General features: G+C 44.7%; 30 protein-coding genes and 1 tRNA gene. 24 read left to right on the top strand and 7 right to left on the bottom strand.

The window, feature by feature from the left end; translation table 11 throughout:
- Positions 1-14: 14 nt before the first annotated feature.
- The gene (locus FFM70_RS07930; RefSeq protein ID WP_137616316.1) at positions 15-296 is read right to left on the bottom strand and encodes a hypothetical protein; all 282 of its coding nucleotides are present in this window, start codon (positions 294-296) and stop codon (positions 15-17) included.
- A 145-nt stretch (positions 297-441) separates the two neighbouring features.
- Between FFM70_RS07930 and rnz the strand changes: the two genes are divergently transcribed.
- The 5 genes from rnz to FFM70_RS07905 are packed head-to-tail and all read left to right on the top strand — an operon-like array spanning position 442 to position 5,439.
- The gene (gene rnz / locus FFM70_RS07925) at positions 442-1,377 is read left to right on the top strand and encodes a ribonuclease Z (protein WP_137616315.1); all 936 of its coding nucleotides are present in this window, start codon (positions 442-444) and stop codon (positions 1,375-1,377) included.
- Between the two features lie 9 nt (positions 1,378-1,386).
- The gene (locus tag FFM70_RS07920) at positions 1,387-2,178 is read left to right on the top strand and encodes an SDR family NAD(P)-dependent oxidoreductase (RefSeq protein WP_137616405.1); all 792 of its coding nucleotides are present in this window, start codon (positions 1,387-1,389) and stop codon (positions 2,176-2,178) included.
- Between the two features lie 15 nt (positions 2,179-2,193).
- Positions 2,194-2,538, top strand: a complete 345-nt coding sequence (locus tag FFM70_RS07915) for a LapA family protein (RefSeq protein WP_137616314.1) — start codon at positions 2,194-2,196, stop codon at positions 2,536-2,538.
- A 27-nt stretch (positions 2,539-2,565) separates the two neighbouring features.
- The gene (gene recJ / locus FFM70_RS07910; RefSeq protein ID WP_137616313.1) at positions 2,566-4,902 is read left to right on the top strand and encodes a single-stranded-DNA-specific exonuclease RecJ; all 2,337 of its coding nucleotides are present in this window, start codon (positions 2,566-2,568) and stop codon (positions 4,900-4,902) included.
- An 18-nt stretch (positions 4,903-4,920) separates the two neighbouring features.
- Entirely contained in the window at positions 4,921-5,439 is a 519-nt protein-coding gene (locus FFM70_RS07905; protein ID WP_137607236.1) for an adenine phosphoribosyltransferase, read from the top strand.
- A 49-nt stretch (positions 5,440-5,488) separates the two neighbouring features.
- On the opposite strand, the gene FFM70_RS07900 is transcribed toward FFM70_RS07905, so the two are convergent.
- The gene (locus tag FFM70_RS07900) at positions 5,489-6,070 is read right to left on the bottom strand and encodes a winged helix-turn-helix domain-containing protein (protein WP_137616312.1); all 582 of its coding nucleotides are present in this window, start codon (positions 6,068-6,070) and stop codon (positions 5,489-5,491) included.
- A gap of 115 nt (positions 6,071-6,185) precedes the next feature.
- Here FFM70_RS07900 and FFM70_RS07895 point away from each other — a divergent pair, with 115 nt between their 5' ends.
- The 9 genes from FFM70_RS07895 to FFM70_RS07855 all read left to right on the top strand — a co-directional run bounded on the left by FFM70_RS07895 (position 6,186) and on the right by FFM70_RS07855 (position 14,107).
- The gene (locus FFM70_RS07895; RefSeq protein WP_137616311.1) at positions 6,186-7,415 is read left to right on the top strand and encodes an MFS transporter; all 1,230 of its coding nucleotides are present in this window, start codon (positions 6,186-6,188) and stop codon (positions 7,413-7,415) included.
- 88 nt (positions 7,416-7,503) lie between these two features.
- Positions 7,504-7,926, top strand: coding sequence for an Rrf2 family transcriptional regulator (locus tag FFM70_RS07890; protein WP_137616310.1), 423 nt, complete (start codon positions 7,504-7,506; stop codon positions 7,924-7,926).
- Between the two features lie 91 nt (positions 7,927-8,017).
- A complete protein-coding gene (locus FFM70_RS07885) occupies positions 8,018-9,772 on the top strand; it encodes a thiamine pyrophosphate-binding protein (protein WP_137616309.1) in 1,755 nt (584 codons plus the stop codon).
- A 145-nt stretch (positions 9,773-9,917) separates the two neighbouring features.
- Positions 9,918-10,307, top strand: coding sequence for a GntR family transcriptional regulator (locus FFM70_RS07880; protein WP_137616308.1), 390 nt, complete (start codon positions 9,918-9,920; stop codon positions 10,305-10,307).
- Positions 10,291-11,184, top strand: coding sequence for an ATP-binding cassette domain-containing protein (locus FFM70_RS07875; RefSeq protein WP_137616307.1), 894 nt, complete (start codon positions 10,291-10,293; stop codon positions 11,182-11,184). The genes FFM70_RS07880 and FFM70_RS07875 overlap by 17 nt, the downstream gene beginning before the upstream one ends.
- A complete protein-coding gene (locus FFM70_RS07870; RefSeq protein ID WP_137616306.1) occupies positions 11,185-12,258 on the top strand; it encodes a hypothetical protein in 1,074 nt (357 codons plus the stop codon).
- Positions 12,245-13,321, top strand: coding sequence for a hypothetical protein (locus FFM70_RS07865; protein WP_137616305.1), 1,077 nt, complete (start codon positions 12,245-12,247; stop codon positions 13,319-13,321). The genes FFM70_RS07870 and FFM70_RS07865 overlap by 14 nt, the downstream gene beginning before the upstream one ends.
- A 165-nt stretch (positions 13,322-13,486) precedes the next feature.
- Positions 13,487-13,900, top strand: a complete 414-nt coding sequence (locus FFM70_RS07860) for a PTS sugar transporter subunit IIA (RefSeq protein ID WP_137616304.1) — start codon at positions 13,487-13,489, stop codon at positions 13,898-13,900.
- A gap of 119 nt (positions 13,901-14,019) precedes the next feature.
- Positions 14,020-14,107: transfer RNA gene (locus tag FFM70_RS07855), tRNA-Ser, on the top strand.
- 252 nt (positions 14,108-14,359) lie between these two features.
- Here the strand turns inward: FFM70_RS07855 and FFM70_RS07850 are convergent.
- On the bottom strand, positions 14,360-15,061 hold the full coding sequence (locus FFM70_RS07850; protein ID WP_223877458.1) for a site-specific integrase: 702 nt from the start codon (positions 15,059-15,061) through the stop codon (positions 14,360-14,362).
- Positions 15,062-15,519: 458 nt separating this feature from the next.
- On the opposite strand from FFM70_RS07850, the gene FFM70_RS07845 reads away from it, so the two are divergent.
- The 3 genes from FFM70_RS07845 to FFM70_RS07835 all read left to right on the top strand — a co-directional run bounded on the left by FFM70_RS07845 (position 15,520) and on the right by FFM70_RS07835 (position 17,815).
- Entirely contained in the window at positions 15,520-16,137 is a 618-nt protein-coding gene (locus FFM70_RS07845; RefSeq protein ID WP_137616302.1) for a hypothetical protein, read from the top strand.
- A 94-nt stretch (positions 16,138-16,231) separates the two neighbouring features.
- Positions 16,232-17,386 carry a hypothetical protein gene (locus FFM70_RS07840; protein ID WP_137616301.1) on the top strand — a complete coding sequence of 385 codons (1,155 nt, stop codon included), beginning with the start codon at positions 16,232-16,234 and terminating at the stop codon, positions 17,384-17,386.
- A 69-nt stretch (positions 17,387-17,455) separates the two neighbouring features.
- Positions 17,456-17,815, top strand: a complete 360-nt coding sequence (locus tag FFM70_RS07835; protein ID WP_137616300.1) for a hypothetical protein — start codon at positions 17,456-17,458, stop codon at positions 17,813-17,815.
- Positions 17,816-17,886: 71 nt separating this feature from the next.
- Here FFM70_RS07835 and FFM70_RS07830 read toward each other — a convergent pair whose 3' ends face one another.
- On the bottom strand, positions 17,887-18,507 hold the full coding sequence (locus tag FFM70_RS07830) for a hypothetical protein (RefSeq protein ID WP_137616299.1): 621 nt from the start codon (positions 18,505-18,507) through the stop codon (positions 17,887-17,889).
- A gap of 161 nt (positions 18,508-18,668) precedes the next feature.
- On the opposite strand from FFM70_RS07830, the gene FFM70_RS07825 reads away from it, so the two are divergent.
- A complete protein-coding gene (locus tag FFM70_RS07825; protein WP_137616298.1) occupies positions 18,669-19,055 on the top strand; it encodes a hypothetical protein in 387 nt (128 codons plus the stop codon).
- Between the two features lie 34 nt (positions 19,056-19,089).
- Positions 19,090-20,259: a hydroxymethylglutaryl-CoA synthase gene (locus tag FFM70_RS07820; protein ID WP_137616297.1), complete on the top strand. Its 1,170-nt coding sequence runs from the start codon at positions 19,090-19,092 to the stop codon at positions 20,257-20,259.
- Positions 20,260-20,305: 46 nt separating this feature from the next.
- Here the strand turns inward: FFM70_RS07820 and FFM70_RS07815 are convergent, their stop codons facing one another.
- Complete coding sequence (locus FFM70_RS07815; protein ID WP_137616296.1) at positions 20,306-20,932, bottom strand: hypothetical protein; 627 nt, start codon at positions 20,930-20,932, stop codon at positions 20,306-20,308.
- 97 nt (positions 20,933-21,029) lie between these two features.
- Here FFM70_RS07815 and FFM70_RS07810 point away from each other — a divergent pair, with 97 nt between their 5' ends.
- Positions 21,030-21,677, top strand: a complete 648-nt coding sequence (locus FFM70_RS07810) for a DNA alkylation repair protein (protein WP_137616295.1) — start codon at positions 21,030-21,032, stop codon at positions 21,675-21,677.
- 29 nt (positions 21,678-21,706) lie between these two features.
- Here the strand turns inward: FFM70_RS07810 and lexA are convergent, their stop codons facing one another.
- Positions 21,707-22,336 carry a transcriptional repressor LexA gene (gene lexA, locus FFM70_RS07805; protein ID WP_137616294.1) on the bottom strand — a complete coding sequence of 210 codons (630 nt, stop codon included), beginning with the start codon at positions 22,334-22,336 and terminating at the stop codon, positions 21,707-21,709.
- Between the two features lie 154 nt (positions 22,337-22,490).
- On the opposite strand from lexA, the gene FFM70_RS07800 reads away from it, so the two are divergent.
- Positions 22,491-22,730, top strand: coding sequence for a DUF896 domain-containing protein (locus FFM70_RS07800; RefSeq protein WP_137607226.1), 240 nt, complete (start codon positions 22,491-22,493; stop codon positions 22,728-22,730).
- Between the two features lie 97 nt (positions 22,731-22,827).
- Positions 22,828-23,064 (top strand): YneF family protein, encoded by a 237-nt coding sequence (locus FFM70_RS07795; protein WP_137616293.1) that lies wholly within the window; start codon positions 22,828-22,830, stop codon positions 23,062-23,064.
- 20 nt (positions 23,065-23,084) lie between these two features.
- On the opposite strand, the gene FFM70_RS07790 is transcribed toward FFM70_RS07795, so the two are convergent.
- On the bottom strand, positions 23,085-23,720 hold the full coding sequence (locus tag FFM70_RS07790; RefSeq protein WP_137616292.1) for a lysophospholipid acyltransferase family protein: 636 nt from the start codon (positions 23,718-23,720) through the stop codon (positions 23,085-23,087).
- 110 nt (positions 23,721-23,830) lie between these two features.
- Here FFM70_RS07790 and FFM70_RS07785 point away from each other — a divergent pair, with 110 nt between their 5' ends.
- Both FFM70_RS07785 and FFM70_RS07780 read left to right on the top strand, forming a co-directional pair.
- Positions 23,831-24,583, top strand: coding sequence for a tRNA1(Val) (adenine(37)-N6)-methyltransferase (locus tag FFM70_RS07785; RefSeq protein ID WP_137616291.1), 753 nt, complete (start codon positions 23,831-23,833; stop codon positions 24,581-24,583).
- Entirely contained in the window at positions 24,573-24,863 is a 291-nt protein-coding gene (locus FFM70_RS07780; RefSeq protein ID WP_223877457.1) for a GIY-YIG nuclease family protein, read from the top strand. Before FFM70_RS07785 ends, FFM70_RS07780 begins: the two co-directional genes overlap by 11 nt.
- Positions 24,864-24,866: the final 3 nt, after the last annotated feature.

Here is a 24,866-nt window from a genome sequence, read left to right as displayed (position 1 = left end):
GCTGGGATAAGTGATTAGCCCAGTAGCAGTTGGCCATCACTGAGTCGGTAGCCAAACAATGGGACGACACCGTCACCGGTGAGGACAAATAGCTCAGTGGGGCCATTGACTTGCCGTGTGCGGGCAGAAAATTGGTCTAAGGTCATTGGTTTGGTATTCGCTTTGAGTGTGAGGACCAAGCGCTGTTGTGTGAGGGTCAACGCAATAATCGGTAGCCGGTCATGATCGTGTTCCCAAAAGAGTGGCAACTGTCGGTCAAGGTCGGCGGTTGAGAGGTTGAAATCAATGAGTCGCATAGGGAGGCCTCCAATAATTCGTTATCGTTATTACTGCTTGAAATGATACAATAGTGTGAGTGCAAAAACAAAGACTAATCGTTGTTAATTATCATTATCTTCGGTAAAATAATTAGCAGACTGTACAGATAAGGACGAACATAACATGCAATTAGAATTTCTAGGTACCGGTGCCGGTTCGCCGGGTAAATTTCGAAATGTGACTAGCACGGCATTGCGTTTGCTAGATGAACGTAATGAAGTCTGGCTCTTTGATGTGGGCGAAGGGACCCAACATCAAATCTTGCGGACGACCTTAAAGCCACGCAAAATCACTAAAATTTTTATCACCCATCTCCATGGTGATCATATTTTTGGGTTGCCGGGCTTTTTGAGTTCGCGATCGTTTCAAGGTGGCGAAGAACCACTGACCATTTATGGTCCCGTTGGGGTGAAGGATTTTGTGAAGACCTCATTACGGGTGTCTGGGACGCGACTATCGTATCCACTCAACTTTGTTGAACTCGGTGACGATGGGGTGATTTTTGAAGATGCGACATTCAAGGTTTCATTTCAACATCTTGAGCATCGGATCGAGTGTGTCGGCTATCGGGTCGAGGAAGCGGCCCATCCCGGTGAACTCCAAGTGGCCAAGCTCAAAGCCATGCAGATTCCAAGTGGGCCAGTTTATGGTCAGTTAAAAGCCGGTCAGACAGTGACCTTGCCAGATGGTCGCACAATCAATGGGCAAGACTTCATTGCGGCACCGCAACCCGGTCGCATCGTCACAATTCTTGGCGACACCCGGCAGACGCCTAATGCGGTCAGCTTGGCTCAAAATGCGACGGTGCTAGTGCATGAAAGTACCTTTGGTAAAGATGAGGGCAAACTGGCACATAATTATTATCATTCAACGAGTACGCAAGCGGCCCAAGTGGCGAAAAAAGCCGGCGTGCATCAATTACTATTGACGCATATTTCGGCGCGTTATACGGGTAAGTTATCAAAAGAATTGCAAAAACAAGCGCAACAAGTTTTTAAAAAGACCAAGGTCGTTCGTGACTTTGATTTGATTGAGGTCCCATTAACTGAGAAAGCTTAGGTGATTGAAATGGGTGATTTGACTGGGCAAACGGTTCTAGTGACTGGCGCATCCAGTGGCCTAGGTGAGCAGCTGGCTTATGCCGCAGCGGCGCGAGGGGCCAACTTGGTTTTAGCGGCACGACGACAAGCTCAACTTAGCAGCGTCGCCGATCAGTGTCGTTTGTTATCTAAAGCTCAAGCCGTGGCGATTCGCTGCGACCTCGGCCGAGTGAGTGAAATTGATGGGTTGTTCGCGCAAATTGATGCCTTATTCGGTCGGCTAGATCTAGTGATCAATGCCGCGGGCTTCGGTTATTTAGCCCCGGCGGTCGAGATCGATGTTGCGACGATGGCAAAAATGCTGCGGGTTAATAGTTTAGGTGTGATGGTCGTGAGTCAGTTGGCCGCGCAACGGATGCTAACAGCGAAACATGGGGAAATCGTCAACATTGCCTCAATCGCGGGTAAGATTGCGACCCCTAAGTCGGCGGTGTATGCCGCAACCAAGGCTGCGTTGATTGCCTACGACAATGCCTTACGGTTGGAACTCAAACCGGCTGGTATCAATGTGATGACGGTCAATCCCGGCCCAATTGAAACGGCGTTCTTTAAAACGGCCGATCCAACCGGGCACTATTTGGACTCAGTTCGCTGGTTAGCACTGAATCCTGTTAAATTTGCTGAAGTGATCATGAGTAAGGTGGGTCACCATCATCGTGAGCTTAATCGGCCACGATTGATGGCGGCGGCCAATCTAGGCTATCAAGTTGCCCCCAAATTAGGCGATTGGTTAGCTGGGACAGTTTTTAATTTTAAATAAAAGGGGGCCGTTGAAATGAAAAATCAATGGCGGTTAGTGAGTGCGTTAGTAATTGTGTTAATTATTGTGGTCTTTGCCATCTTGAATGTCGATTCAGTGGCAGTTAACTTTGGGGTCGCAACGGTACAGTGGCCATTGATTTTGGTCATTGTCATTACGCTGATCCTAGGGGTCGCGATTGCGGCTTTGATGGCAACCTTCAATTCTGTCAAAACGGCGAACGCTCATAAAGAAGCCATGGCAGCTGCGCAAGCAAAAATCGACAAGTTAACGGCTGAAAACAAAAGTTTAACGTTACGTTTGAATAATAAAGGCAAGCAAACGCGTGGTAAAGCAGTCGAACCGACCACTACTAAATAAATCTGAGTTTAAGAAAGGAAGGATGCCATGTTAGCGGCCAAGAAAAAATGGGTGACACGTCCTGCAACGGAACCCTCAGCTGCGACGGTTGAAACCTTAGCAACAGCGTTATCAGTCCCAACTTTAGTGGCAAAGTTGTTAGTTGAACGTGGACTCACGACGACCGCTGCTGCGGAGGCCTTTTTACATGCGGATCAGCAGCCATTGAATGATCCGTTAGCGATGCATGATATGGCACGGGCTGTTGAACGGATTCAAGCGGCGGTCATGGCCGGGGATCAAATTACCGTCTATGGGGATTATGATGCCGATGGCTTGACCAGTACCGCCATTATGTATGAGACTTTGGACCAGATTGGTGCGCAGGTCAACTACTATATTCCAGATCGGTTTAAGGATGGTTATGGCCCAAACCAGGCCGCTTTTGACCGTTTGATTGCAGCTGGCACCAAGCTTTTTGTGACGGTTGATAACGGGGTCGCCGGGAATGCGGTCATTGACGCCGTTCAGGCACAAGGTGTGGACGTGGTCGTAACTGACCATCATGAGCTACCGGCAGTGTTACCGAAAGCTTATGCGATCGTGCATCCGCGTCACCCAGAAGGCCATTATCCTTTCGGCGACTTGTCTGGTGCAGGCGTGGCTTTTAAAGTCGCCACTGCGCTCCTTGAAGAAGTTCCAGAAGATTTAATGGACTTGGCCGCGATTGGGACTGTTGCTGATTTGGTCAGTTTAACGGCCGAAAATCGGACCATTGTCACGTTAGGTTTAACGGTTTTACGTCAAACGGCGCGACCGGGTTTAGCTGCGTTGATCAAAGCAGCGGGGTTAGATGCTGACAAATTGGATGAAACGAGTATCGGTTTTGGAATTGCCCCACGTTTAAATGCGTTGGGACGTCTGCAATCCGCTCAGAGTGGTGTCGAATTGTTGACGACCTTTGACGATGAACGGGCGACTGAACTAGCAACACAGGTCAATCAGTTGAACGAAAAACGGCAAGGCTTAGTGCGGGATATTGCGACAAGTGCTTTGCAACAAGCCCAAAATGCTGATAATCAGAGCCGTCAAACTTTGGTCATTACGGGCCATGATTGGCATGAAGGGGTCTTAGGGATTGTTGCAAGTCGCATTGTTGAAAGTACAGGTAAGCCGACGTTGGTCTTAAACGAAGATACAGATGGTCGGTTAAAGGGCAGTGGCCGTAGTGTCGAAGCTTATAACCTCTTTGCGGCCATCGATCCGGTTCGTGAGTCATTAGTGGCTTTCGGAGGACATCACATGGCGGTTGGCTTAACCGTGATGGCTGATCAATTGCCGACCTTGAAAGCGGCCCTTGAGACAGTGGCGAGCACGCAGCATCTCGCTGAGCACGCACAACCAGCCCTGACAATTGACGGGGCGTTGGCGATTAAAGATGCGAGTCTGGACACCTTGGCGGCGATTCAACAATTGGCGCCATTTGGGACTGATAATCCGGCACCGTTGTTTGAACTCAAGCCCACTAATGTGCCACAAGTGCGGGCGATTGGGAGTGACCACCAACATTTAAAGTTGCAACTGACGGATGGTCAAACGCAATTAGATGCGATCGCCTTTTCAATGGGGGCAGCTGCACCCGCGATTGAAGCCAGTCCTGCTGATGTTGCAGTCGTTGGTGAACTGAGCTCGAATACTTGGCAGGGGCGGACGAAGCCTCAGATCATGGTGAAAGATTTGGCCGTGACTGGCACGCAGGTAATCGATGCGCGAACGCATCATTTGACAGCCCAGCAATTTCGAACTGCCGGCGTCTATCTGTTCTTCCATCAAAAGCTGATGAAACAGTTGGCTGATTTTATGGGGTCACAGACCCAAGCTATTCTGGTCACGGATCAAACAACGGATCTAAGCGCCATCAGTGCTGATCAGCCAGTGTTTGTCGTTGACTGTCCAGATACGTTAGCTGACTTTACACAAGTGTTGACGGCCTTGCCACTCAATCAGCTCACCTTATATTTGTACCGACGTGATTCAATCTACATGGCAGGCATGCCCAGCCGTGATCAATTTGCGAAATTGTACAAGTTCACGCTGAGCCAACATGATGTTGATATTCATCATCAACTGGCGTTGGTCGCTGGTCACTTGCATTTAGACCGAAATCTACTTATTTTTATGATACAGGTGTTTTTTGAGGTCGGATTTGTTAAAATAAATGATGGTGTCATGAATGGCGTTTCGAATCCGCCGAAAGCGGATCTCCATCACGCCCCAAGTTATCAGCTACGCGAGCAACAACTCGTCGCTGAAGAAACGCTTTTGTATAGTAAATCTGCAGCGCTTCAAATCTGGGTCAAAGACCAGGCTGCAGTTAAGAATTAAAGGAGCTGTTAATAAGCAATGGCATTAGATTTAAAAAAATATATTGCTAGTATTCCGGATTATCCAGAACCTGGCATTATCTTTCGGGATATTTCACCATTGATGGCGGACGGCGAAGCTTACCGTGAAGCTACGGATCAAATCGTCAAATTTGCGCGCGACAAGCAAGTGGATATGATTGTTGGTCCTGAAGCCCGCGGATTTATCGTCGGTTGTCCGGTGGCCTATGAATTAGGCGTTGGATTTGCACCTGCTCGTAAGAAGGGTAAGTTGCCACGGGCGACCGTTAAAGCCACTTATGACTTGGAATATGGTCAATCAGCCCTTTATCTCCACAAGGATGCCATCAAGCCTGGCCAGAAAGTTTTGGTGACGGATGATTTATTGGCAACCGGTGGGACGATTTCAGCAACCATTCAACTCGTTGAAGAATTGGGTGGAATTGTGGTTGGAACGGCCTTCTTGGTTGAACTCAAGGATCTCCATGGCAGTGACAAACTCAAGGGTTATGATAAATTGAGTTTAATGGAATTTTAAAACAAAAAAGTACGCAAAATCAGCACAAGTGATTTTGCGTACTTTTTGTTTACCATGATTTAATTAAAAGATGCAGTGGGGCCCGATGCTCTGGGTCAGGATCGTTTTTTTCAGCATCAGCCATGAGCTTTAAGATGGCTTGTCGCAGTTCATAGCGTCCTTTGGCTGAAAGCTGGTAATCGGCATTCGCTAGCATAATGGTCGACTCGTCAGGATTAGTAACAGGCTCTTCTTTAAAGTCGTGCGTCAGACTAGTTAAAAATTGTTGGTCTAAATAAAGTAACCAGCGGGTCATCTCATCAAAATGCGCGGTTGTCCAATTGGGAGCAATATCCGTGATATCCGGATAGTCAGCCATGAGCGCGCGTTCATTAGTTGGCTGTTCAGTGAGTAAGTAACTTGAATAGTAATACTCGTCTAAATTTTTAACTTTGGTTTGTTTCACGACAGTCAGTAGGTCGGCTGCTAGCATTTTTTTGATTGTGTAGTACAACTGGTTAGTTGGTAATTGTGTGGCCTTAGCAATTTGCTTAGGTGTTAGGCCAGTGGGCGCCTTGGTGGCATTGATAATGGCGGTCACTTTTTCATCGGCCATTAGTTGAGCTAACTTTGACACGGTCAATTTTGGCATGTTTTTCACCTCTTCTTCAGAATAACCGATTGACAAAATAAAATCAATCGGTTATATTTTATTCATCGTTATAAAATATTCAAACGATAGATAAAAATTATACGAGGCGATTAAAATGACTCAATTAGTAAAAAATCGCGCGTTCATGACATTGACGGGGGCCGACGTGTTTGAAACGGTTGGGATGAGCTTGTTTAATATTGCGTTACTCATGTATGCGAAAACATTTCAGCAGGCGTCCTTACTTGTCAGTATCGTTTCCGTGGCCACTGTGTTACCGGCGCCACTTGGGATTGTGACCGGTCGTTTGGCAGATTTGACCGGACACAAACGGGACTGGCTGATTGGGACTAAGTTTGTCCAAGCTGGCCTGTACCTTGTCTTAGCCCAAGTCATTGATCAGCGTAGTTTAGTCGTTTTCGGCATTGTGATTGGGATCAATATGTGTTCGGATGTGTTGGGACTCTTCAGTAGTAGTTTACGGTTGCCGATCATTCAGGCAAAAGTCGCACGTGATGACCAAGAACAGGCGACGGGACTCAATCAAGGGGTAATGGTCTTGATGGAAACCGTGGGTCAGGCGCTCGGCGTCAGTTTGCTGGCACTGACGCATGACTATCAACTAACTGGATTAGTGAATGCGGGAACATTTTTGCTGGCGGGCCTGATTCTTTTAAGCGGTCGCCGTCAGTTGTCAGTGGTAGTTGCGCCAGCGTCACATCAGTCATTCTGGGTGCTGATCAAACAAGTTAAACAGGTCTTAGCACAAAGCGCAGGAATCAACGTGGTGGGGCTACTATTGAGTATGGGGTTCATTAATGCCGTTGGGGCCAGTATTGATGCAGTGTTAAATTTGTTTTTGCTCCAAAAAGCGACGCAGCTGCCATTATCATTTAGTCTGGGAGTATGGGTTTTAAATACAGTATTTGTGATTGGGACGATTGGCGGCAACTTGTGTCATACCGGCTGGTTTCAGCGGTTTTCATTTCGAGCGGTTGAACTGATGACTTTGGCGGTGCTAGGATCAATCTATCTCGACTTACTCACGTTTCAAAATTATTGGGTGATTGTCGTCGGGATGGGCGTTGCTGGTTTTGGGATGGGACAGATGAATCCCCAATTATATGCCAATTTGATGAAGATTGCGGCCGCTGACGAGCTTGGCAGTATCAATGGGGTTTTAAGTGCACTCGCGACGATCTCAATTCCGGTTGGTAGTGTTGGGATCGTCTTGATTTATAACGCTATTTCACCAATCGCGGCTTACGGGGTATCACTGGGACTGTTGGGGCTTTCGGCTGTCAGTTTGTTCTTACCAATGTCGCATGAGCGGGGACTTGACTAGGACTAACTCGTTGAACAAATTAGTGTCGTTTTTATGACTGCTGTGATATTATTTAACACAACAAAAGGGTAGAAAAGTGGTGATAAAAATGGCGAATACACAGTTGAGTGATGCGACGCACATCATGGCGTATGTCGCATTACATGCTAATGACAATTTGAAGAGTGATCGGATTGCTAGTAGCTTGAATACTGATCCGACCATGGTCCGCCGATTGATGAGCAAATTGCGCAAGGCTGGGCTATTATTATCGACTAAAGGGGTTGCCCGGCCAACACTTGCTTGTGCGCCGGAAGATATTAATTTGAGACAGATTTATTTAGCCGTTAGTACGCGACCGGAGTTATTATCAGTTGATCATGATACATCGCAGGACTGTCCGGTTGGCAGCGTGGTCCCCAAAGTGATGGCCGGTTATTATCGGGAAATTCAAAGTAGTGCCGAGGGGCGAATGGCACGCATTACCTTACAGGACGTGATGAATGACATTGAAAATTATCAACACAGTTAATCACTGAAGCCAAATCGTTGACAGGCAACAGTGATTGTTTTACCCTTTACATGTGCTTAAAAAGTACACAACAAATCTGGGAGGATTACATATGACAAAAATGACAGCAGGCCAAGCGTTGGCCAAGGTTTTGGAAGATTGGAAAATTGATCATTTGTACGGCATCACCGCGGATTCCATCAATAATACGGTCGATGGTTTGTACCAAGAACGGGACCAAATTAAGTATATTCAAGTTCGCCATGAAGAGGTCGGGGCCTTAGCGGCGGCGGCCGATGCCAAGTTAACCGGTAAGATTGGGGTTAGTTTTGGGTCAGCCGGCCCTGGTGCAGTCCATTTGTTGAATGGTCTGTATGATGCAAAGATGGATCATGTTCCAGTTTTGGCCTTAGTGGGTCAATCTGCAACGGGCATCATGAATACGAACTTTTTCCAAGAAATGAATCAAGATCCAATGTTTGCTGATGTGGCTGAATTTCATAAACAGGTCACTAATGCTGAGCAAATTCCTTATGTCGTTGATGAAGCCATTCGTTCCGCCTATGCGAGTCGTTCGGTTTCGGTCGTGATTTTACCAGATGATTTATCCGGACAGACGATTGATTTTGACGGTTTCAAGACCGCGCCACTCGCAACGGTGCCACAAAAGCCAGTATTAGACTCAGCAACGGTCAACGATGTGGCTGAACAGCTCAAAGCGGCTAAACATCCGATTATGTACGTCGGCAAAGGGGCTCGGCATGCACGCGAAGCTGTGATCAAGGTGGCTGAACAGTTTAACTTGCCAACATTGAGTACGGCGCCTGCTACTGGGGCGATGCCTACCGACCATCCTTTATTTATGGGGTCACGGGGGCGGTTAGGAACGAAGCCTGGATTTGAAGTTTCACAAGCCGCCGATTTGGTGCTTTTCGTCGGGACCAACTTCCCATTTGCACGCTACTTCCCAGCAAATATTAAGTTTATTCAAGTTAATAATAATTTGGCTGACTTGGGCAAGCAACGCGACGCAGATACGACGGTTTTGGCGGATGCTGGTGAATTCTTGACCAACTTAGCCGCAACTGGTGTTACTCGGCCAGAAACGGCCTTTGTTAAAGCTGCGAAGCAAGACAAAGCCAACTGGGATGCTTGGTTGACCAAACTAGCTGAGGATGATAAGGACGGGCTAGCGGCTGAAGGCGTTATGGCGGCAATCAAAGCTGCTGCGACCGATGATGCGGTCTTTGGCCTCGATGTCGGTAACAACACTGAATGGGCGATTCGCCAATTGCCATTTAACCATGATCAACGTTTTGCGATGTCAGGTTGGTATGGCACGATGGGCTTTGGGTTACCAGCTGGGTTAGCTGGCCAATTGAGTTTTCCAGATCAACAAGTTTGGAGTGTTTCTGGTGACGGTGGTTACGCGATGGTTATGCCAGATATTTTGACCGAAGTGAAGTATCAATTGCCAGTGGTCAATGTGGTGCTTGAAAACAAAGTGCTTGGATTTATCGCTCATGAAAAGATCACGGCTGGTCAAGCGCCATATGGGATTGACTTGTTAGGTGCTGACTGGGCTGGGATGGCCGACAATATGGGCGCCATTGGGTTACGTGCCACTAATTTGGCAGAACTAAAGACTGCTATGGCTAAAATTAAGTCGTTGCAAGCGGCTGGTAACAAGCGGCCAATTGTATTGGATGCTAAGATCAAAAATGTTGATCCCATCGATACAAGTTTTGTCCCCGTTGACCCTGACAATTTTGATGCTAAAACGATTGCGGGTTATCGGCAACAATATGCGGTCGATGAAGCGACACAACCAGCATTTTCAACCTTATTAAAACAAGTTAAAGCTTAATTAAATTAAGTCAGCACGCGGCACTGCGTTTGGAAGAACTTTCTTTCAAATGTGGTGCTTTTTTTGGTTGCAATTGTGTCCGTGACATGATAATGTACTAGTTGAAATAGAACACACCACACACAGATTGAAACGAGGTGGCAAAATGGCATTTGCAACGACTGGTGCGCCGTATTATGAACAGTTGTTGATGCAGATCAAGCAACAGATTGTGGATGGGAGTCTACGACCAGGAGATAAATTACCGTCGATTCGGGCAATGGCCATGGAGATGCATTTGAACCCGAATACTGTCAGTAAAACGTATCAATTATTAGAAAGTCAACAAGCAGTCTATACCGTGAAGGGACGGGGAACTTTTGTGAACACACCAACGAAAACGATGATCAATCCGATTGCGGTGGCGGAAATGCAAACGAAGTTAGAAACCGTATTAACAGAAGCACGATTCTTGGGCGTGACGGAGGAGCAAGTCCAAGCTTGGGTCACTAAAGCTTATCGAACGGGGGAACAGGCGGATGAGCATCAAAGTTGAAGGACTAAGTAAGACAATCGGCCGGCAGCCGATTTTAACGGCGCTGAATTTTGAGTGGCCAGCGGGCCGAATTGTGGGGTTAGTTGGGCGCAATGGTGCCGGCAAGACCACCTTGTTTCGGACGTTAGCAGATCATTATTTACCAGATGCTGGGACGATTATGATTGATGAGCAAGATGTTGTCAAAAATCCAATTATGCGGCAACAGTTATTTTATGTGGATACGCAGCATAATTTCTTTGGCACATTAACCTTGGGGCAAATCGCAGCCATTTATGCCCAAGGTTATCCGAATTTTGACCGTGATCGATTTGAACAACTGCTGACAACGGAACAATTGTCAGCCAAGCGTCATTATCGCCAATTATCAAAAGGTCAACGGATGCTCAGCCAGATTTTGCTTGCACTTGCAAGTGGGACGCCCTATGTGATTTTGGATGAACCGTTCGATGGCTTGGATATTTTGGTTCGAGAACGGATCGTCGCTCGCATTGTGAGTGATGCGGTTGACCGCCAGACCAGCTTCTTGATTTCATCACATAATCTGGAAGAGTTAGATGGGTTATGTGATCAGGCTTTGTTTTTGAAAGATCATCGGCTGGTCGCAAACTATGATTTAGAACTGTTACGGCAACGGGCTAAAAAACTACAATTGGTTTTCAAAACCAAGGCAGTTCCGGCAGTGGTCAAAACGTCTGGTCAACTAATTAAGGTTTATGGCCGAGTCCTCGAGGTTTATTTTGATGATTATACGACTGAAATTGACACGGCCCTCAAAGCAGCTGATCCGGTGATGATGACCGTTTGTCCACTCACGATCACGGATGTTTTCCGAGTGAAATTAGGTGACACGCGTGCTGTTTTAGGTGGTGATTAGATGACGTTCAAACAAGTCAATCGGCTTTGGTGGGCACAAAGTTGGCACTGGTTGCTAGGCTTTATGGCGATTATGTTGCTCATTGGCCTTGGAACGGCCGTCAAAACCACCCAACAGCACGTCCAGAATACGCACCAATCAGCGACAATGCACGCACAAGAAGTTGAAGAATACCGGAAACATCCCGAAGACTTTCAACTGGATGGGCATCAGGTTAGCTTGTCGGCTTATAATTCTGAGCAAAATCAGATTTTTCCAAAGAATCAGTTTAAATTGCACAGTTACATGCTCCGGGCGGAAGTGCCATCAAACAATTGGCTCTATTTAGTGATGGCCGTCGCGGGACTGATTTTAGCGTTTTGGGGTCGGCGAACACACTACACCGAATTGATGCTAAGTTTTGGGGTAACGCGGACTCAGCTATTTTTGGTGCAGTTGCTGCAAGGCTTGGCATTGGCCGCAACCGTGGCAGTGGCACAACTATTGCATTGGACTTGGATCATCATGGTTGTGCCAAAAAATTATCAAATTTATCGTGACCTACCTGGTTTATTTGGCAATAATGTTGCCATCGTGACGATCAGTTTTGGGCTGTTAGCGCTTGGTTGGCTGATGGGGCAATTGACGGACCGCTTTTGGTTGGCCGGGCTACTAGCAGCGTTAAGTTGGCGGTTTATGAACGGTGTTGCTTCCAGCTATGGCTACGCCGCGTTTTTCTTCGGTCAATCGGTGATTCCGCCAGAGTTTTGGTTTTACGCGCACTCTTACGTGGCCAGCGCCGTCAGTGCGGGGTTAGCGCTGATTGCGATTGGACTCATTTGGCGATTAAGTGTGACGTGGAGTGCCGATCAACCGGCGTTTACACGTCAAAGCGGTTTGAAAAAGTGGGCCATGATCGCCGTAATGACGATTGCAGGTGGTGCTTTAGTCGGGGATGTCTTGTTTCAGCCGTTTGCGAAGAGTGGCTTGCCATGGTTCGAATTACTAGGAATGGCGGTCCTTTGTGGCGGACTGTTAGGCGGCTTAACTTATCAGCAGCACCGCTCAAAGGAGGCTCACTATGACGCATCATAACTTACAAAACTTAATTTGGCGGCAACATTGGCCGATACTTTTAGTTGTCGTGCTCGGGTTATTCGGCTTAGGCGCATCCCAAGGGGTGTCGGGTAGCCGGGCCTGGTCGTATCAAAGTGCGCCAAATTTGATTGAAGCGCAGGTGCATTATCAGAAATGGACCAAGAGTTATGTCGATGCAACTGGTCGGCATTATCCTTCCAAAGCTGCGTTTATGAAAGCCTATCGCGCTGATCATTTGCAACTGTATCGTCAGCACCCAAGTAAAAGTACGGGGTCCACCCGTGGCCGCTTTGGGACTGGAATTAACCAGAATTATTTTTTTCTCAGCTTGTTGGTTGGGTCGGTGATGATTTGGATGTCACGGCGGCGCTTTTTGAATGAGTTTTTACAATCGTTAGGGTATCGACGGGCGGCAATTTATCGCCAACAGAGTTTTAATTACGTGGGGGCCGTCGCAGTCGGCGTTATCGCCGGTAGTATGGCAAATTTAGCCCTGATGTGGCTGCGAATTCCAGCCGCTTACTTCCATTATTTTAGTTGGTGGCTTTGGCTGAAAGATTTAACGAGTGATGTGTTGGTGGCGAGCTGCCTAGTGATACTAGCTAGTTTGGGCACGATTGTGGTGAACAACATTCTCATCGTCTGGGCATTTGGGCTGGTTGGCTACTTGTGGTGGTGGATGCCACTGGTAGTCATTAAAAATGCGACAACTCGTCTTGGGGCCGATTACTTGTCTCGTCATTGGGTCATTGGCTTCGGGTTAACGCTTGTCTTGATGGGCTTGGCCTGGGGGCTGGCACAGTGGTGTGCGACACGCTATTCTGCTGAACAGTACTCACAAACGGTCCTTTTTAACTGGTGTCGGCTACCACTAGTGGTACTTTTGAGTATTCCGCTGAGTGTTGGTTTGAGCCGGTTGTTCACGGGCTTTATTCCAGGCGAAAACGGCTGGCCAGGGTTATTACTCGGTTGGTTGCTGGGGTTAGTTGGTTTGATTGGCTGGTTTTATCGACCAAAATGGTGCCAGCGATTATGGCAACTGGTGGCACAATTACGATAAGCGTCTCTAAATTGAAGCAATTGCTGAAACTTGGTGATTGCTTTTTTGCGTTCAACTTTGAAGCAAAAGCTGAGTCGTAACTTTTTAGAACTAAGCCCTTGACCTGGGACGCGTTTCACAAGTTATTCTAACAGTGTAAGCAAATGTGATGGGAGGTTTTATAAAATGCGATTATTTAAACGGATGAGTACTAGTGATCGTTTATCATTGCCAGTTAGTGGGCAATCACTTTCACTTGCTAATGAACCTGCTAAATGTCGACTAGCAATCAAGCCAGCGAATATGGCCGTATATGCCCCAGTTAATGGTGAAGTTCGTGAAATCACCGCAACCGGGCTAACTTTGATGTCGATTAATGGTAGGCAGTACTGGTTAGGGCTACATGTTCAGGATGATCAATCGGCTGGACATTTTGACTGGCAAGTACGGGTCGGGGATTCAGTTTCACCGTTGACGTTACTAGGGACGCTCAGCTCAGCTGCAATGATGGCGACGGTCGTCGTTTACGATGAATTAATAACCGCTCCCGTAACAACTGTGCGCAGTGACCATTCCAGACTACGGGCGCTCTTTGGCTAGCAGTTGACTGGTCATTTAGCTGTAAAAATGAGTCTATTTTTCGCCAACTTCAAGTGGAATTGTTTTGAATAATTATTTGTTCTCAACAAAAATTATGCTATACTATTTAGGTACCACATGGAGAGTTGGCAGAGTGGTAATGCACCGGACTCGAAATCCGGCGAACCGGCTAATACCGGCGCGCAGGTTCAAATCCTGTACTCTCCTTAAATTGAACAGCTAGAACTATTCAGAACCCCGCTAATCGTTGAGATAGCGGGGTTCTTTGTTACTCGTAAAACGTTGTAAAACGGCATAAATAGATATCTTGGTGCACTTTTTGGTGCATTCGTACATAAAAGTGAGCAATTTGACCATTTGAAGTGATTTAAAAGTGCACCATTTTTTAATTTTGAAATTGTTGTACTCCTTTGATACCAACTGATACAGCCGATATTTGGAGTGCACAAATCGTACTTTTTAATTGATCTTTCTAAGTGCATTAATGGTTCTGGAGTCTTCTTGTGCTTGGTCTTCCTGCATCAAGTGTGCGTATACGTTTCGAGTTATGGAACTGTTTTTATGCCCCAACCTCTTGGAAATGTATTCCATTTTCACACCACAATAGAGTAGGTAGCTAGCATGAGTATGACGGAGGCCGTGGAAACTAATACGCTTAATACCTAGTGTATCGTGATACTTCTTTAGCAAATTGTCACAGGCACCTGGAGTAGGAATGCGTCCACGATTATTTAAGAAGACAAGATGATCGGAATTTTCAAGACCAGCACCAATCTGTAAGGCATGTAGTTGTTTTAGATGGTTCAATAATTCGTCGATGACTGTGATTGTACGGATGCTCGACTCAGTCTTAGTCTTCTTGAATTTTTTACCATAAACATAGTCCCATGATTTATCAACATGGATAGTCTTTTTTTGCCGATCAATATCTGGCCAAGTAAGAGCGGATACCTCGGCGACGCGCATTCCAGTCATGAGTCCGGTAAAAATCATTGACTTACTAGTAGAAGTTAGCTTGATGTTCTGATTGACTTCCGTAGCAAGTTTTTGCATATCGGCTGCATCCAAGTATTTGAGCTGTGCGGCTTTTCCACTGTGCCTGCCTAGTTCGACGTGAAAGCAGAAATCAGAATGGATAATTTGATCTGCAACAGCGTCCACGATTGTGGCATGGATATGACCGTGTAACTTCTCAACTGAGGCTTTGCTATGATATGGCTCAGTAGCATCGCACAAAAATGGACGTTTATGAAAATTCCTGACTATTTCAACGTGTTAGAGAAGACCATTATGCCGGATCAAAAGAAGCTATTCAGAAATTTTCAATCTTTTTGTTTGGAATTGTCAGCTTGGAAGAAATGGTTAGATAATTGTCCGTTTATAGATGGTCTATTGATAGCGTAAATGAGTGGGTGCTCGAAAGTCACCCGCACGTTTTTTCTCCAAATATTAATACAGACGTACGGTGTTGCCGTGGCTAATTGATAAGTCACAATGTGATGCGGGTTCGAGTCCTGCCGGCGGTATAGATGTAATTTTCTTCATTTCTAACATCATTTAATACATCTAGTGATAAGTTAAGACTTTTGTTATGCTTATATCTGGAAGGCAGGACAGAAATGAGAAAAAAAGATATTAAAGAAATGAATAGTAGATTAAAGGCTGCAATGAAAGAAAACTCTCAACTGACCAATTCTGAGAAACAAGATTTATTGGAAGAAGCAGAAAGCATGCTGGGGAAAACAAAAAGAACACAAAAAAGTATTGACATAATCAGTATGGTATCTGAAAAAATGATGTTATATTTGACGGTGCCCGTTGGAGTAGTTTTTTCTTTTTGGGGAGGACTGTTCCTCTTTCAAAATAATAAAAGTGTGATACTTTTAAATGATAACAAAGCTTCATATTTAGGAATACTTGGAATGGGTATTGGAGTATTTTTGCTAGGTATTTCATATTTTTTAGACTTAAATAGTCTTATACGGGCAACAGATGCTTTCATAACTTTCACTTCTATTGTTGCTTTTGCAATTTCATTTGTTGGTATTTCTTTTATGTGGTTAAGCCCGACACTTTGGATAAGCCTAATAATTTATTCAATAGTGATTTGTTTGATTCAATTTATAAAGGCTGGAATTGCTGCACTTCATAAATCAGTAAAAGACCCTAAGGACAGGCTTACAATTATTGTAGCAATTATTGGTTCCTTGATTGCGTTGATAGCATTATTTAAATAAGTTATCATGATTTTTTAATTGATATATTTTCTTCAAACTAACTCTCGCTTAATGGTGGGAGTTTTTGTATAGTTATAGTTTGGAGGAACAAATTATGAAGTATTACAGTCAATCTCTAGAGTTTTCAAGTTATCCTGACAGAAAAGATTATTGGGGTGTTAGTTACAATGAAATTAGATTAATCCTTGATGAGCTTTGTCAATTCATTATGTCCGACGGTCTGGATGCGTCTTTCACAAAGAAACAGTTGCGAGTTATTAGTCCATATCATTGTGCTATGGGGGCTAATAAGAATACCGTTATTGTGGCTATTTCAAATAGTATGGCGTTGAGGGGAAATACAATACTCTCAACGTTTGCAAAAGATCAAGATATAAGCGATGATCAATTAAAGCTATCTTTGGGCGAAATGACAATGAATCAAATTGGGTATTCCAACAATATATTTACTAGTTTTCCTAAGGACTTTTTTCTGAATCCGTATTTAAAAAGTATTTTGAATAAAGCAGGCGACTCATTGAGTTTTGTTGACGCTTTTAATAAATTGGTGAAAGAGACAAATCAAGAGTCTGAGGAAAGCCAACAAATTCTTGGTGATTTGATGTCTCAAGGACAATCAACAATTGAAATCGAGACAGCAACAAAACGGCTTGAAAAAATTTCTAATACACAAACTGGAATTTCTGAAATCATTAACATAATTAGAAAAGCTGCTGCGGAGTTTATCAAAAACGTTAAACAGGAGGAGCATAAGATGGAATTCAATCCAATTTTTAAGGCAAGGGATCTTGTCGTTGATGACACACTTATATTTGTAGCGTTACCATTTTCTAAAGATAGGTTGGAAATCTTGGATGATGTAGTTAAGCCGGCATTGGAACGAGATGAAAATATGTCGGTTTTACGTTCTGGAAACATGTTTGACGCAAATTTGGATATTATGGAGAACATTTGGACGTATCTCAATAAGGCACGGATTGTGATTGTAGATATTAGCGAAAAAAATCCGAATGTTTTTTATGAGCTTGGTATCTGCAACACCATTGGCAAACCAGTGATTACAATTTGTGATGAAGAAAGCTACCACAAGGATTATTTTGATAAGCTTCCTTTTGACATAATTGGAAAGAATGTTATTTTTTATCGCAATCATGGCAATGGTATGCAGGAGCTGGTAGACTCCCTTGAAAAGACAATTGATTCAGTAATCAAAGGATCTCCAGTTATTGATTCATCATTAAAATCATAAATATTCAAGGTGCCTATAACGCTTTGTACTAGTAATTTATGTATAGTTATCACTTGGAGGGTCACAATTATGAATGCATTTTTAGATTTTATTAATTTCGAGTATACCAGAGAAGAATTAATTGAACGAGTTCAAGACTATTTAGGCTATTATGTTGAGGCTGATAAGTTGCTCAATGAAAAAGGGCCAAATAGCGCGGTCAAGTACATTCGACCAATTCGTCAGCAAATTGATAATGAATATAGTAATTATTCGCGACCAACTGTTCAAAAAATTGTCAGCAAGAACGAGGGCATGCGCAGTTATTATGACTGGTTACAAGCGGTCTCAACGAAGACGATTGGACCAGTCACGTCTAAAAATATTGAGTCATTTTTAGACAATATGAAAGCTTATGCCCACTTTTATTTTCCAGATGCCATTAACTAATTGGTTACAAAGAAACTCTCGCTTAACGGTGAGAGTTTTTATATGGCGCGATTTAATATCGAACAGTATAGTTACTTCAAGCTGATTGTTGTCGGCACATCAACGGTAGCGTGGTTACCGCTGTCTTTAGTCAGCTCCGCGGAGACTAAGCGATATTTTGAGAGCTGATTAATGTCGTTCTTCTGAGCGACCGCTTGTAAAATGCCATTTTTTTTGTGATCAGATAGTAGCTTTTCGTCAACCAGACCGTCAATGGCACCGCGATTTGACAGTTGCTGAGTCCCTTGGGGCGTAATCAATTCAACGCCATTTGATGTGACGCGTTGATGGCTATTGTTTTGTAGTGTATATTCCAGTTGATACTCGTAGTAAGTGGCTGAGAGCGTTTTGCCAAAATTGTTGGCGTCAGCTTCACGTTGCGAGGGCTTGGTGGTTTCAATTTTAAGTAATTTTGCGTCTTTAAAATAATATGTTGCTGATTTGGTCTTAACGGATCGGTGGTGGTAATTTTTAATCGCGAGTAATGTAATCTTCCCGGAGTCATGGTCCTTCGTGTAAGTGCCAACTTTTTTCAGCGGCCCGGAGACTTGCTTCGTTGCCGGTGTACTAGTATCAGTAGCTTTCGAACAACCAGCCATGACTGAACCTGTTAATAATGTGGCACCGAGGATTAGGACTTTGTTAAAGGTCATTGAAATTGAGACTCCCTTGATAAAATGATTTATCAATAATTATAAGTGAATCATTTTACCCTGCAAAGCTGACTAGTGATGAGACTCATTTCAAACTGGTCACTTGCCGAATCAGGCCGAGTTAAGTACACTTAGGCATAGAAGTTTAAGAGGTGACTCGGATGGATTTTATTGATCTAAAGCCGATTGATTTGCAACATACGCCACTGGGCACGCATATCAAAAATCCCAATCGCCACGAGTGGCAGCTTGATTGGGAACGGTTGGCATGGCTAATACACGACAATCAAGATGTGATCGCCATGGTCCAAGCTGGCCTAGCTGAAGACTGGTTAAATACGCATGGGACAATTTGGGATGACAAGTGGGGCTATTACCGCTACCCCAACGATTATCGTGAATTTGATGATACGGTCTTTTGGGCCGCGTCAACTTGGGAGACCCCCGCAATTTTGGTAACCTTTCATAATGAACTAGCCAAGTCATTTGCGTGCTACAAACATGGCGCTGACCCGGACTTTCACTATCTGGGGCGGGACCATGACTGAAACTAATTGGGACTAACAAATTGGAGGAATTGTGTTGAAAGTTGGGATAGATAAGCTACATTTTGCCAGTTCACATTTATATGTCGACATGGCCGAACTAGCGACTGCGCGCAAAGAAGCGCCAGACAAATATTTAATTGGTATCGGTCAATCTAAGATGGCCGTGATTCCGCCTAGTCAAGATGCGGTCACACTGGCCGCAAATGCTGCGGCGCCAATGTTAACAGCTGAGGATATTGCTGCAATTGATCTTTTAATTGTGGCGACTGAATCTGGCGTGGATAACTCTAAGGCTGCCGCTATCTATGTAGCGCAGTTATTGGGCCTTGACCGGCGTGTTCGTACCGTTGAGATGAAGGAAGCCTGTTATGCGGCGACCGCTGGGGTGAAGTTGGCCCAGGACCATGTCCGGGTTCATCCAGCCAAAAAGGCCCTAGTTATTGGGACTGATATTGCGCGCTATGGGCTACATACGCCGGGAGAACCGACCCAAGGTGGTGGTGCGATGGCAATGTTGATCAGTGCTGAACCACAGGTGTTGGCTCTAGCAGATGATTCGGTGTTGCTCAGTCAAGATGTCATGGACTTTTGGCGGCCATTGTATCATACGACAGCCTTAGTTGACGGCAAATATTCGTCAAACATTTATATTGATTATTTTCAAGATGTCTTCAAAACTTATCTCAATGAGCAGCAGGCTAATATCGCAGATTTTAAAGCATTGACGTTCCATTTGCCATATACAAAAATGGGCTTGAAGGCATTACAGAGTGTATTACCACTAGCTTCAGAAACACAACAAGCCGCTTTATTAGCTCACTTTGAACACGCCCGTCAGCTAAATCGACAGGTGGGCAATCTTTACACCGGATCATTATATTTAAGCCTGTTGTCATTGTTATTGACCGATGCCAGTTTAGCCGCCGATGATTTGATTGGGCTCTTTAGTTATGGGTCTGGCGCTGAAGGCGAGTTTTATACTGGTCGATTACAACCTAATTATCAATTGGGCTTGGACCAAGGCTTACCGCAACGGTTAGCTCGTCGTCGGCGTGTCAGTGTCGCTGAATATGAACAATTATTTAATGGTCAGCTTGCCTTGACGGCGGCAGATCAAACCATCGACATTGCTGATGATCCCCATCGATTCGTGTTGGTTGGCCAACAAAATGAACAACGCCAGTATCGAGATCAATGGTTGTAAAAAAACTCGTTGTCAGTAACAAGAAGGCGTTACGACAACGAGTCTTTTATTTGAAGTTAGACGTTACGACGGCACCGTCTTTGACACTTAATAGCGTCGTGTTGGGGGTGCTTGGGTCTAGCAAACGAACTGTGTAGCCCTTGGCAAGATGCTTCTTAATGGAAGTTGAGAGTGATTCAAAGTTTTGCGTAATCGTGGTGATGGCTTTTTCATTCTGGTCAGGATATTTTTTAACTGTTTTTAGTGATTTGACGTATTTTTTATCGGTTGGGGTAACGGTAAATGTTTTGGTAGAATCATCAAAACTGACGGTTCCCATCGATCGATAGTTTGCTTTTAGCTGTTTGAGAATACTTTCTTCTTTTAACTTAGTGGTCGCGGCCGCTTTTTTCTCGTTTGCTTCATTAAAGACGACCTGCGAAGATCCAATTTTAGCACTCTTTGCCGCGGCGCTACTGCTACTTGCGGTCGCGGTCGTTTTAGTGGCTTTGGCAGCGTGCGTTTGGTTATAGGGCCAGTATGGCAATTTGATAATTGCAAAAATCGTTAGCAAAGCACTCAGAGTCGCAACTGTGGCTAAGAATTTCCAACCGCCACCATTTTGACGGGCAGATAGGACTGAAAAAAAGGCAAGTAGAAAGATAAGTAAGCCAATAATGGCTAAGAATAACATGTCATCAACTCCTGAGTTTTAAATTAGTGTCACTATTATACCATTGACTGCTTAGCTCTCGCGGCCAAATTGACAAAATCAAAAGGAGGTTATTAAAATGCCACCCTTATTTTTACCGACACATCCAGAAAACCAAGCGGCAATGGCCGCGTACATGCGAAACCAATTTCCTTTTTTAGGCGTCAAGACCACTGAACGACGTCAATTAGCCCGGCCAATTGTTCAGGCGAGTCGTCAATTGCCCCTTGTCCAGTTACAAAACTGGTTGGCGGGTTATTATCAGCAACCAGAACGTGAATATCAGTATGTTGCGATTGATTTGGCACTCGCCAATGTTAAGCGACTGACACCAGCGACATTTGCCTGGTGTCAGAACCAAATTCCAGTCAAGGCTTGGTGGGATAGTGTTGATGCTTGGCGTAAACTGATGACGGTCTATTTAGATCAACAGGGTGACTTAACGACCAAAGGCAAAGCTTTCATTGGCGTTGAGAACTACTGGCTCCGGCGCGTTGGGATTACTTTACAGTTAAGTCTAAAAGCGCGCACGAATCAAGCCTTTTTAGTTACCGCCATTGAAGGGTCACAAGCTGATCCACAATTTTTCATTCAAAAAGCGATTGGTTGGGCATTACGCGACTATAGCAAAACGGATCCCAGTTGGGTCACTGACTTTATCAAGCAACATGATCTGTCAAACTTAGCCGCGCGGGAAGGTCTCAAATTTCTGACACAAAAAAAGTAATCACCAGTGGCGATTACTTTTAGATAAATTTAGTAGAGCATGTCACGATAGAGACCAACAACTTTTCCTAACACGGAAACATTAGTTAGGATGATTGGCGCCATCGTGTCATTTTCAGGTTGTAAGCGATAATGATCGGCTTCTTTGAAGAATCGTTTGCAGGTTGCTTCATTTTCATCGGTCATTGCGATGATGATGTCACCATTGTCGGCGGAGCTTTGCCGCCGAACAATCACTTGATCACCATTTAAGATGCCGATGTTGATCATACTTTCACCACGGATGGTTAGCATGAACAAGTCACCGCCGAAAGTTTCGAGATCTTTTGGAATCGGGAAGTAATCAGTGGCTTCTTGCACGGCTAAGATTGGTTGTCCAGCTGCAACAGTCCCTAAAATTGGGATTTGATGGGGTGTGGTTTCAACACCGAGGGCATCGTAGCCGGCAGGAGTGACTTCGATTGCCCGTGGTTTAGTTGGGTCTTTTTGGATTAAGCCCTTTTTTTCAAGTCTAGCAATGTGACCGTGAACCGTTGAAGTCGAAGATAAGTCAACGGCTTCACCAATCTCACGGACGGTTGGCGGATAACCTTTTTCATTGACGCGTTCATAAATAAAACGTAGAACGGCCATTTGTTTGCTTTCAGATGTTTTACTCATCTTGGCACCTCATTTTAATTTTCTTTAGTTGTTAGAATCATTGTAGCATAGCTTTTTCACGCTTTCAAACAAATGTTCGGTTGACAAATACTTTTAATTGATTTAAGGTCAAAAATCGAGTATTCTATTCATGCTTTTGAAAGGAGTGAGTTGATTGATTTCAAAAGAACTATTGAGCCGTATCAACGAATTGGCACACAAGGCCAAGGCGGAAGGGCTGACTGAGTTAGAAGAGCTCGAACGCAAGGATTTGCGTCAAAAATACTTAAAAGAATTTCGGGCCGGTTTCCGGCAACAAGTCGAAATGTTACAAGTGTACGATAAAGATGGTAAGGAAGTTACGCCAGAAAAGGTTCGTCAAGTTCAGCGTGACCGTGGCCTGCGTGACGATTAGCGCTTACATGGAAGATTTGTCAATTGACAAATTTTCCTTTTCTTTTAGCCTTAATTTGTGTAGACTAGTTTAATGAAGTCTATAAAAAGGGAGGGGAATGACTGTGTCTACTGGTATTTGGATCTTAATCGTGTTGATTGGCGTGTTAGTTGGTCTGACCGGTGGTTTCTTTGGTGCTCGGCACTACATGCAAAACTACTTGAAGCAAAATCCACCAATTAGTGAAGAAATGTTGCGCAGCATGATGATGCAAATGGGTCAACGCCCATCCGAAAAGAAGTTGCATCAGATGTTAAATTCTATGAAAGCTGCGTCTAAAAACGACAGCAAGTAATGGCAAATAAAAAACACGCCTTAATTGGCGTGTTTTTTTTCGGCTGGATCAATATAATGGAAGCTAGGATCGATTTGTTGATCTAGCTCATCAAAAGCGGTGAGCATTTGGGTTTCGATTTGTTTCTGACCAGCAACATCGAGCTTTAACTTACGGTCGATGTAGATTGGCTTGCCAAAACGAACAGTGACCCGCTTACGACTGAATAGCCGCTTAAAGGTGAGTGGCCCTTGATAGACGGTTGGCACCAGTGGTACGCCTGCCATTTTAGCAATGACGGTTGCGCCACCTTTGAGTTCTTGTGAGTGCCGAGTGCCTGAAGGAAACATAATCAGAGAATATTGGCCCTTACGTAAAAATTTCACGGGTGTCTTAATTGCTGATGGTCCTGGGTGCTTGCGGTCAACCGGAAAGGCATTGGCATGGGTCAAAATATAACGTAATACTGGATTTTTGAAAAGTTCTTGTTTGGCCATGAAACTAAATTGCATCGGGCTCCCCGCTAAGGCAAATAACAGCGGATCAAACCACGTGCGATGCGGCCCGACGAGAATATAAGCACTGTCTGGTAAATTTTCGCGACCTTGGTAGTGGGTATTACCATTAATTATGGCAACAATGACCCGCACCAATCCGCGCATAAATGAGTAGAACATCGCAAACTTCCTTTCGATAACTGACTGCCATCAGTATGACGAAATTTGCCGATTTCTGCAAGTGAATTATGTTAAGCTGAGGACGAGTTTTTTATGAAAGTAGGAAGCATATGACACGAGTAACGTTGAAGGCCGATGAACGGATCGACCAATTGTATAGTCAAACAATTCAAATTATTCAAAGCCCGACCGTTTTTTCTTTCTCATTAGATGCGGTATTATTGGGGGCATTCGCCCAAGTGCCATTGGCCGCCAAAACTCAGACGGTCGATCTATGTGCGGGCAATGGGGCCGTGGGGTTATTTGTCAGCGCGAAGACGCGTGGTCACATCACGGCAGTGGAATTACAGCCACGTTTGGCCGATATGGCCGCTAGAAGTGTCATTCTGAATGACCTGACTGATCAAATCACCATTTTAAATGAAGACTTATTGACGGTCACCAAAACGATTAAGAAGGATTCGATCGACGTCGTCCTGTGTAACCCACCGTATTTTAAGGATCAAGCGACGAGTAAAAAAAATCCCAATCCACATTTGGCGATTGCGCGTCATGAAATTACCGCGAATCTTGATCAAATCATGACGGTGACGAGCGACTTATTGAAGACAAACGGAAAAGCCTACTTTGTGCATCGTCCTGAACGGTTGGATGACTTGTTCATGACGATGCGGGCACATCATCTGGCCCCGAAGCGCCTCCGATTTGTCCATCCTAAGGCTGACCGTGAAGCAAACATGGTTTTAATTGAAATGATCAAGTCAGGTCGCCCAAATGGGGTCCGAATCTTGCCGCCGGTCATTGTTTATGATACAGACGGTAGTTATGGGGAAGAGGTGCACCAATTACTCTATGGCAACTAAACCGTATTACTTTTATGTGTTACTCTGTGCGGATCAAACATTATATGGTGGCTTTACGGATGATTTGGCTCGCCGACTAGCCACCCACAACGCTGGTAAGGGGGCCAAATATACGCGCCCACAAACTCGGCGGCCTTTAAAAATGATCTATCATGAAACTTTTGACACGAAATCAGCCGCCCTTAAAGCCGAATATGCTTTCAAACATCAGCCAAGAAGTGCGAAGCTGCGGTATTTAGCTACCCATGGCGTGAAAGTTTCGCAAAGTTTTCATAAATAGTCA

It is taken from the genome of Lactiplantibacillus nangangensis (genome assembly GCF_005405065.1).
GTDB classification, from domain to species: domain Bacteria; phylum Bacillota; class Bacilli; order Lactobacillales; family Lactobacillaceae; genus Lactiplantibacillus; species Lactiplantibacillus nangangensis.
This window is presented reverse-complemented; position numbering and strand designations above follow the sequence as displayed.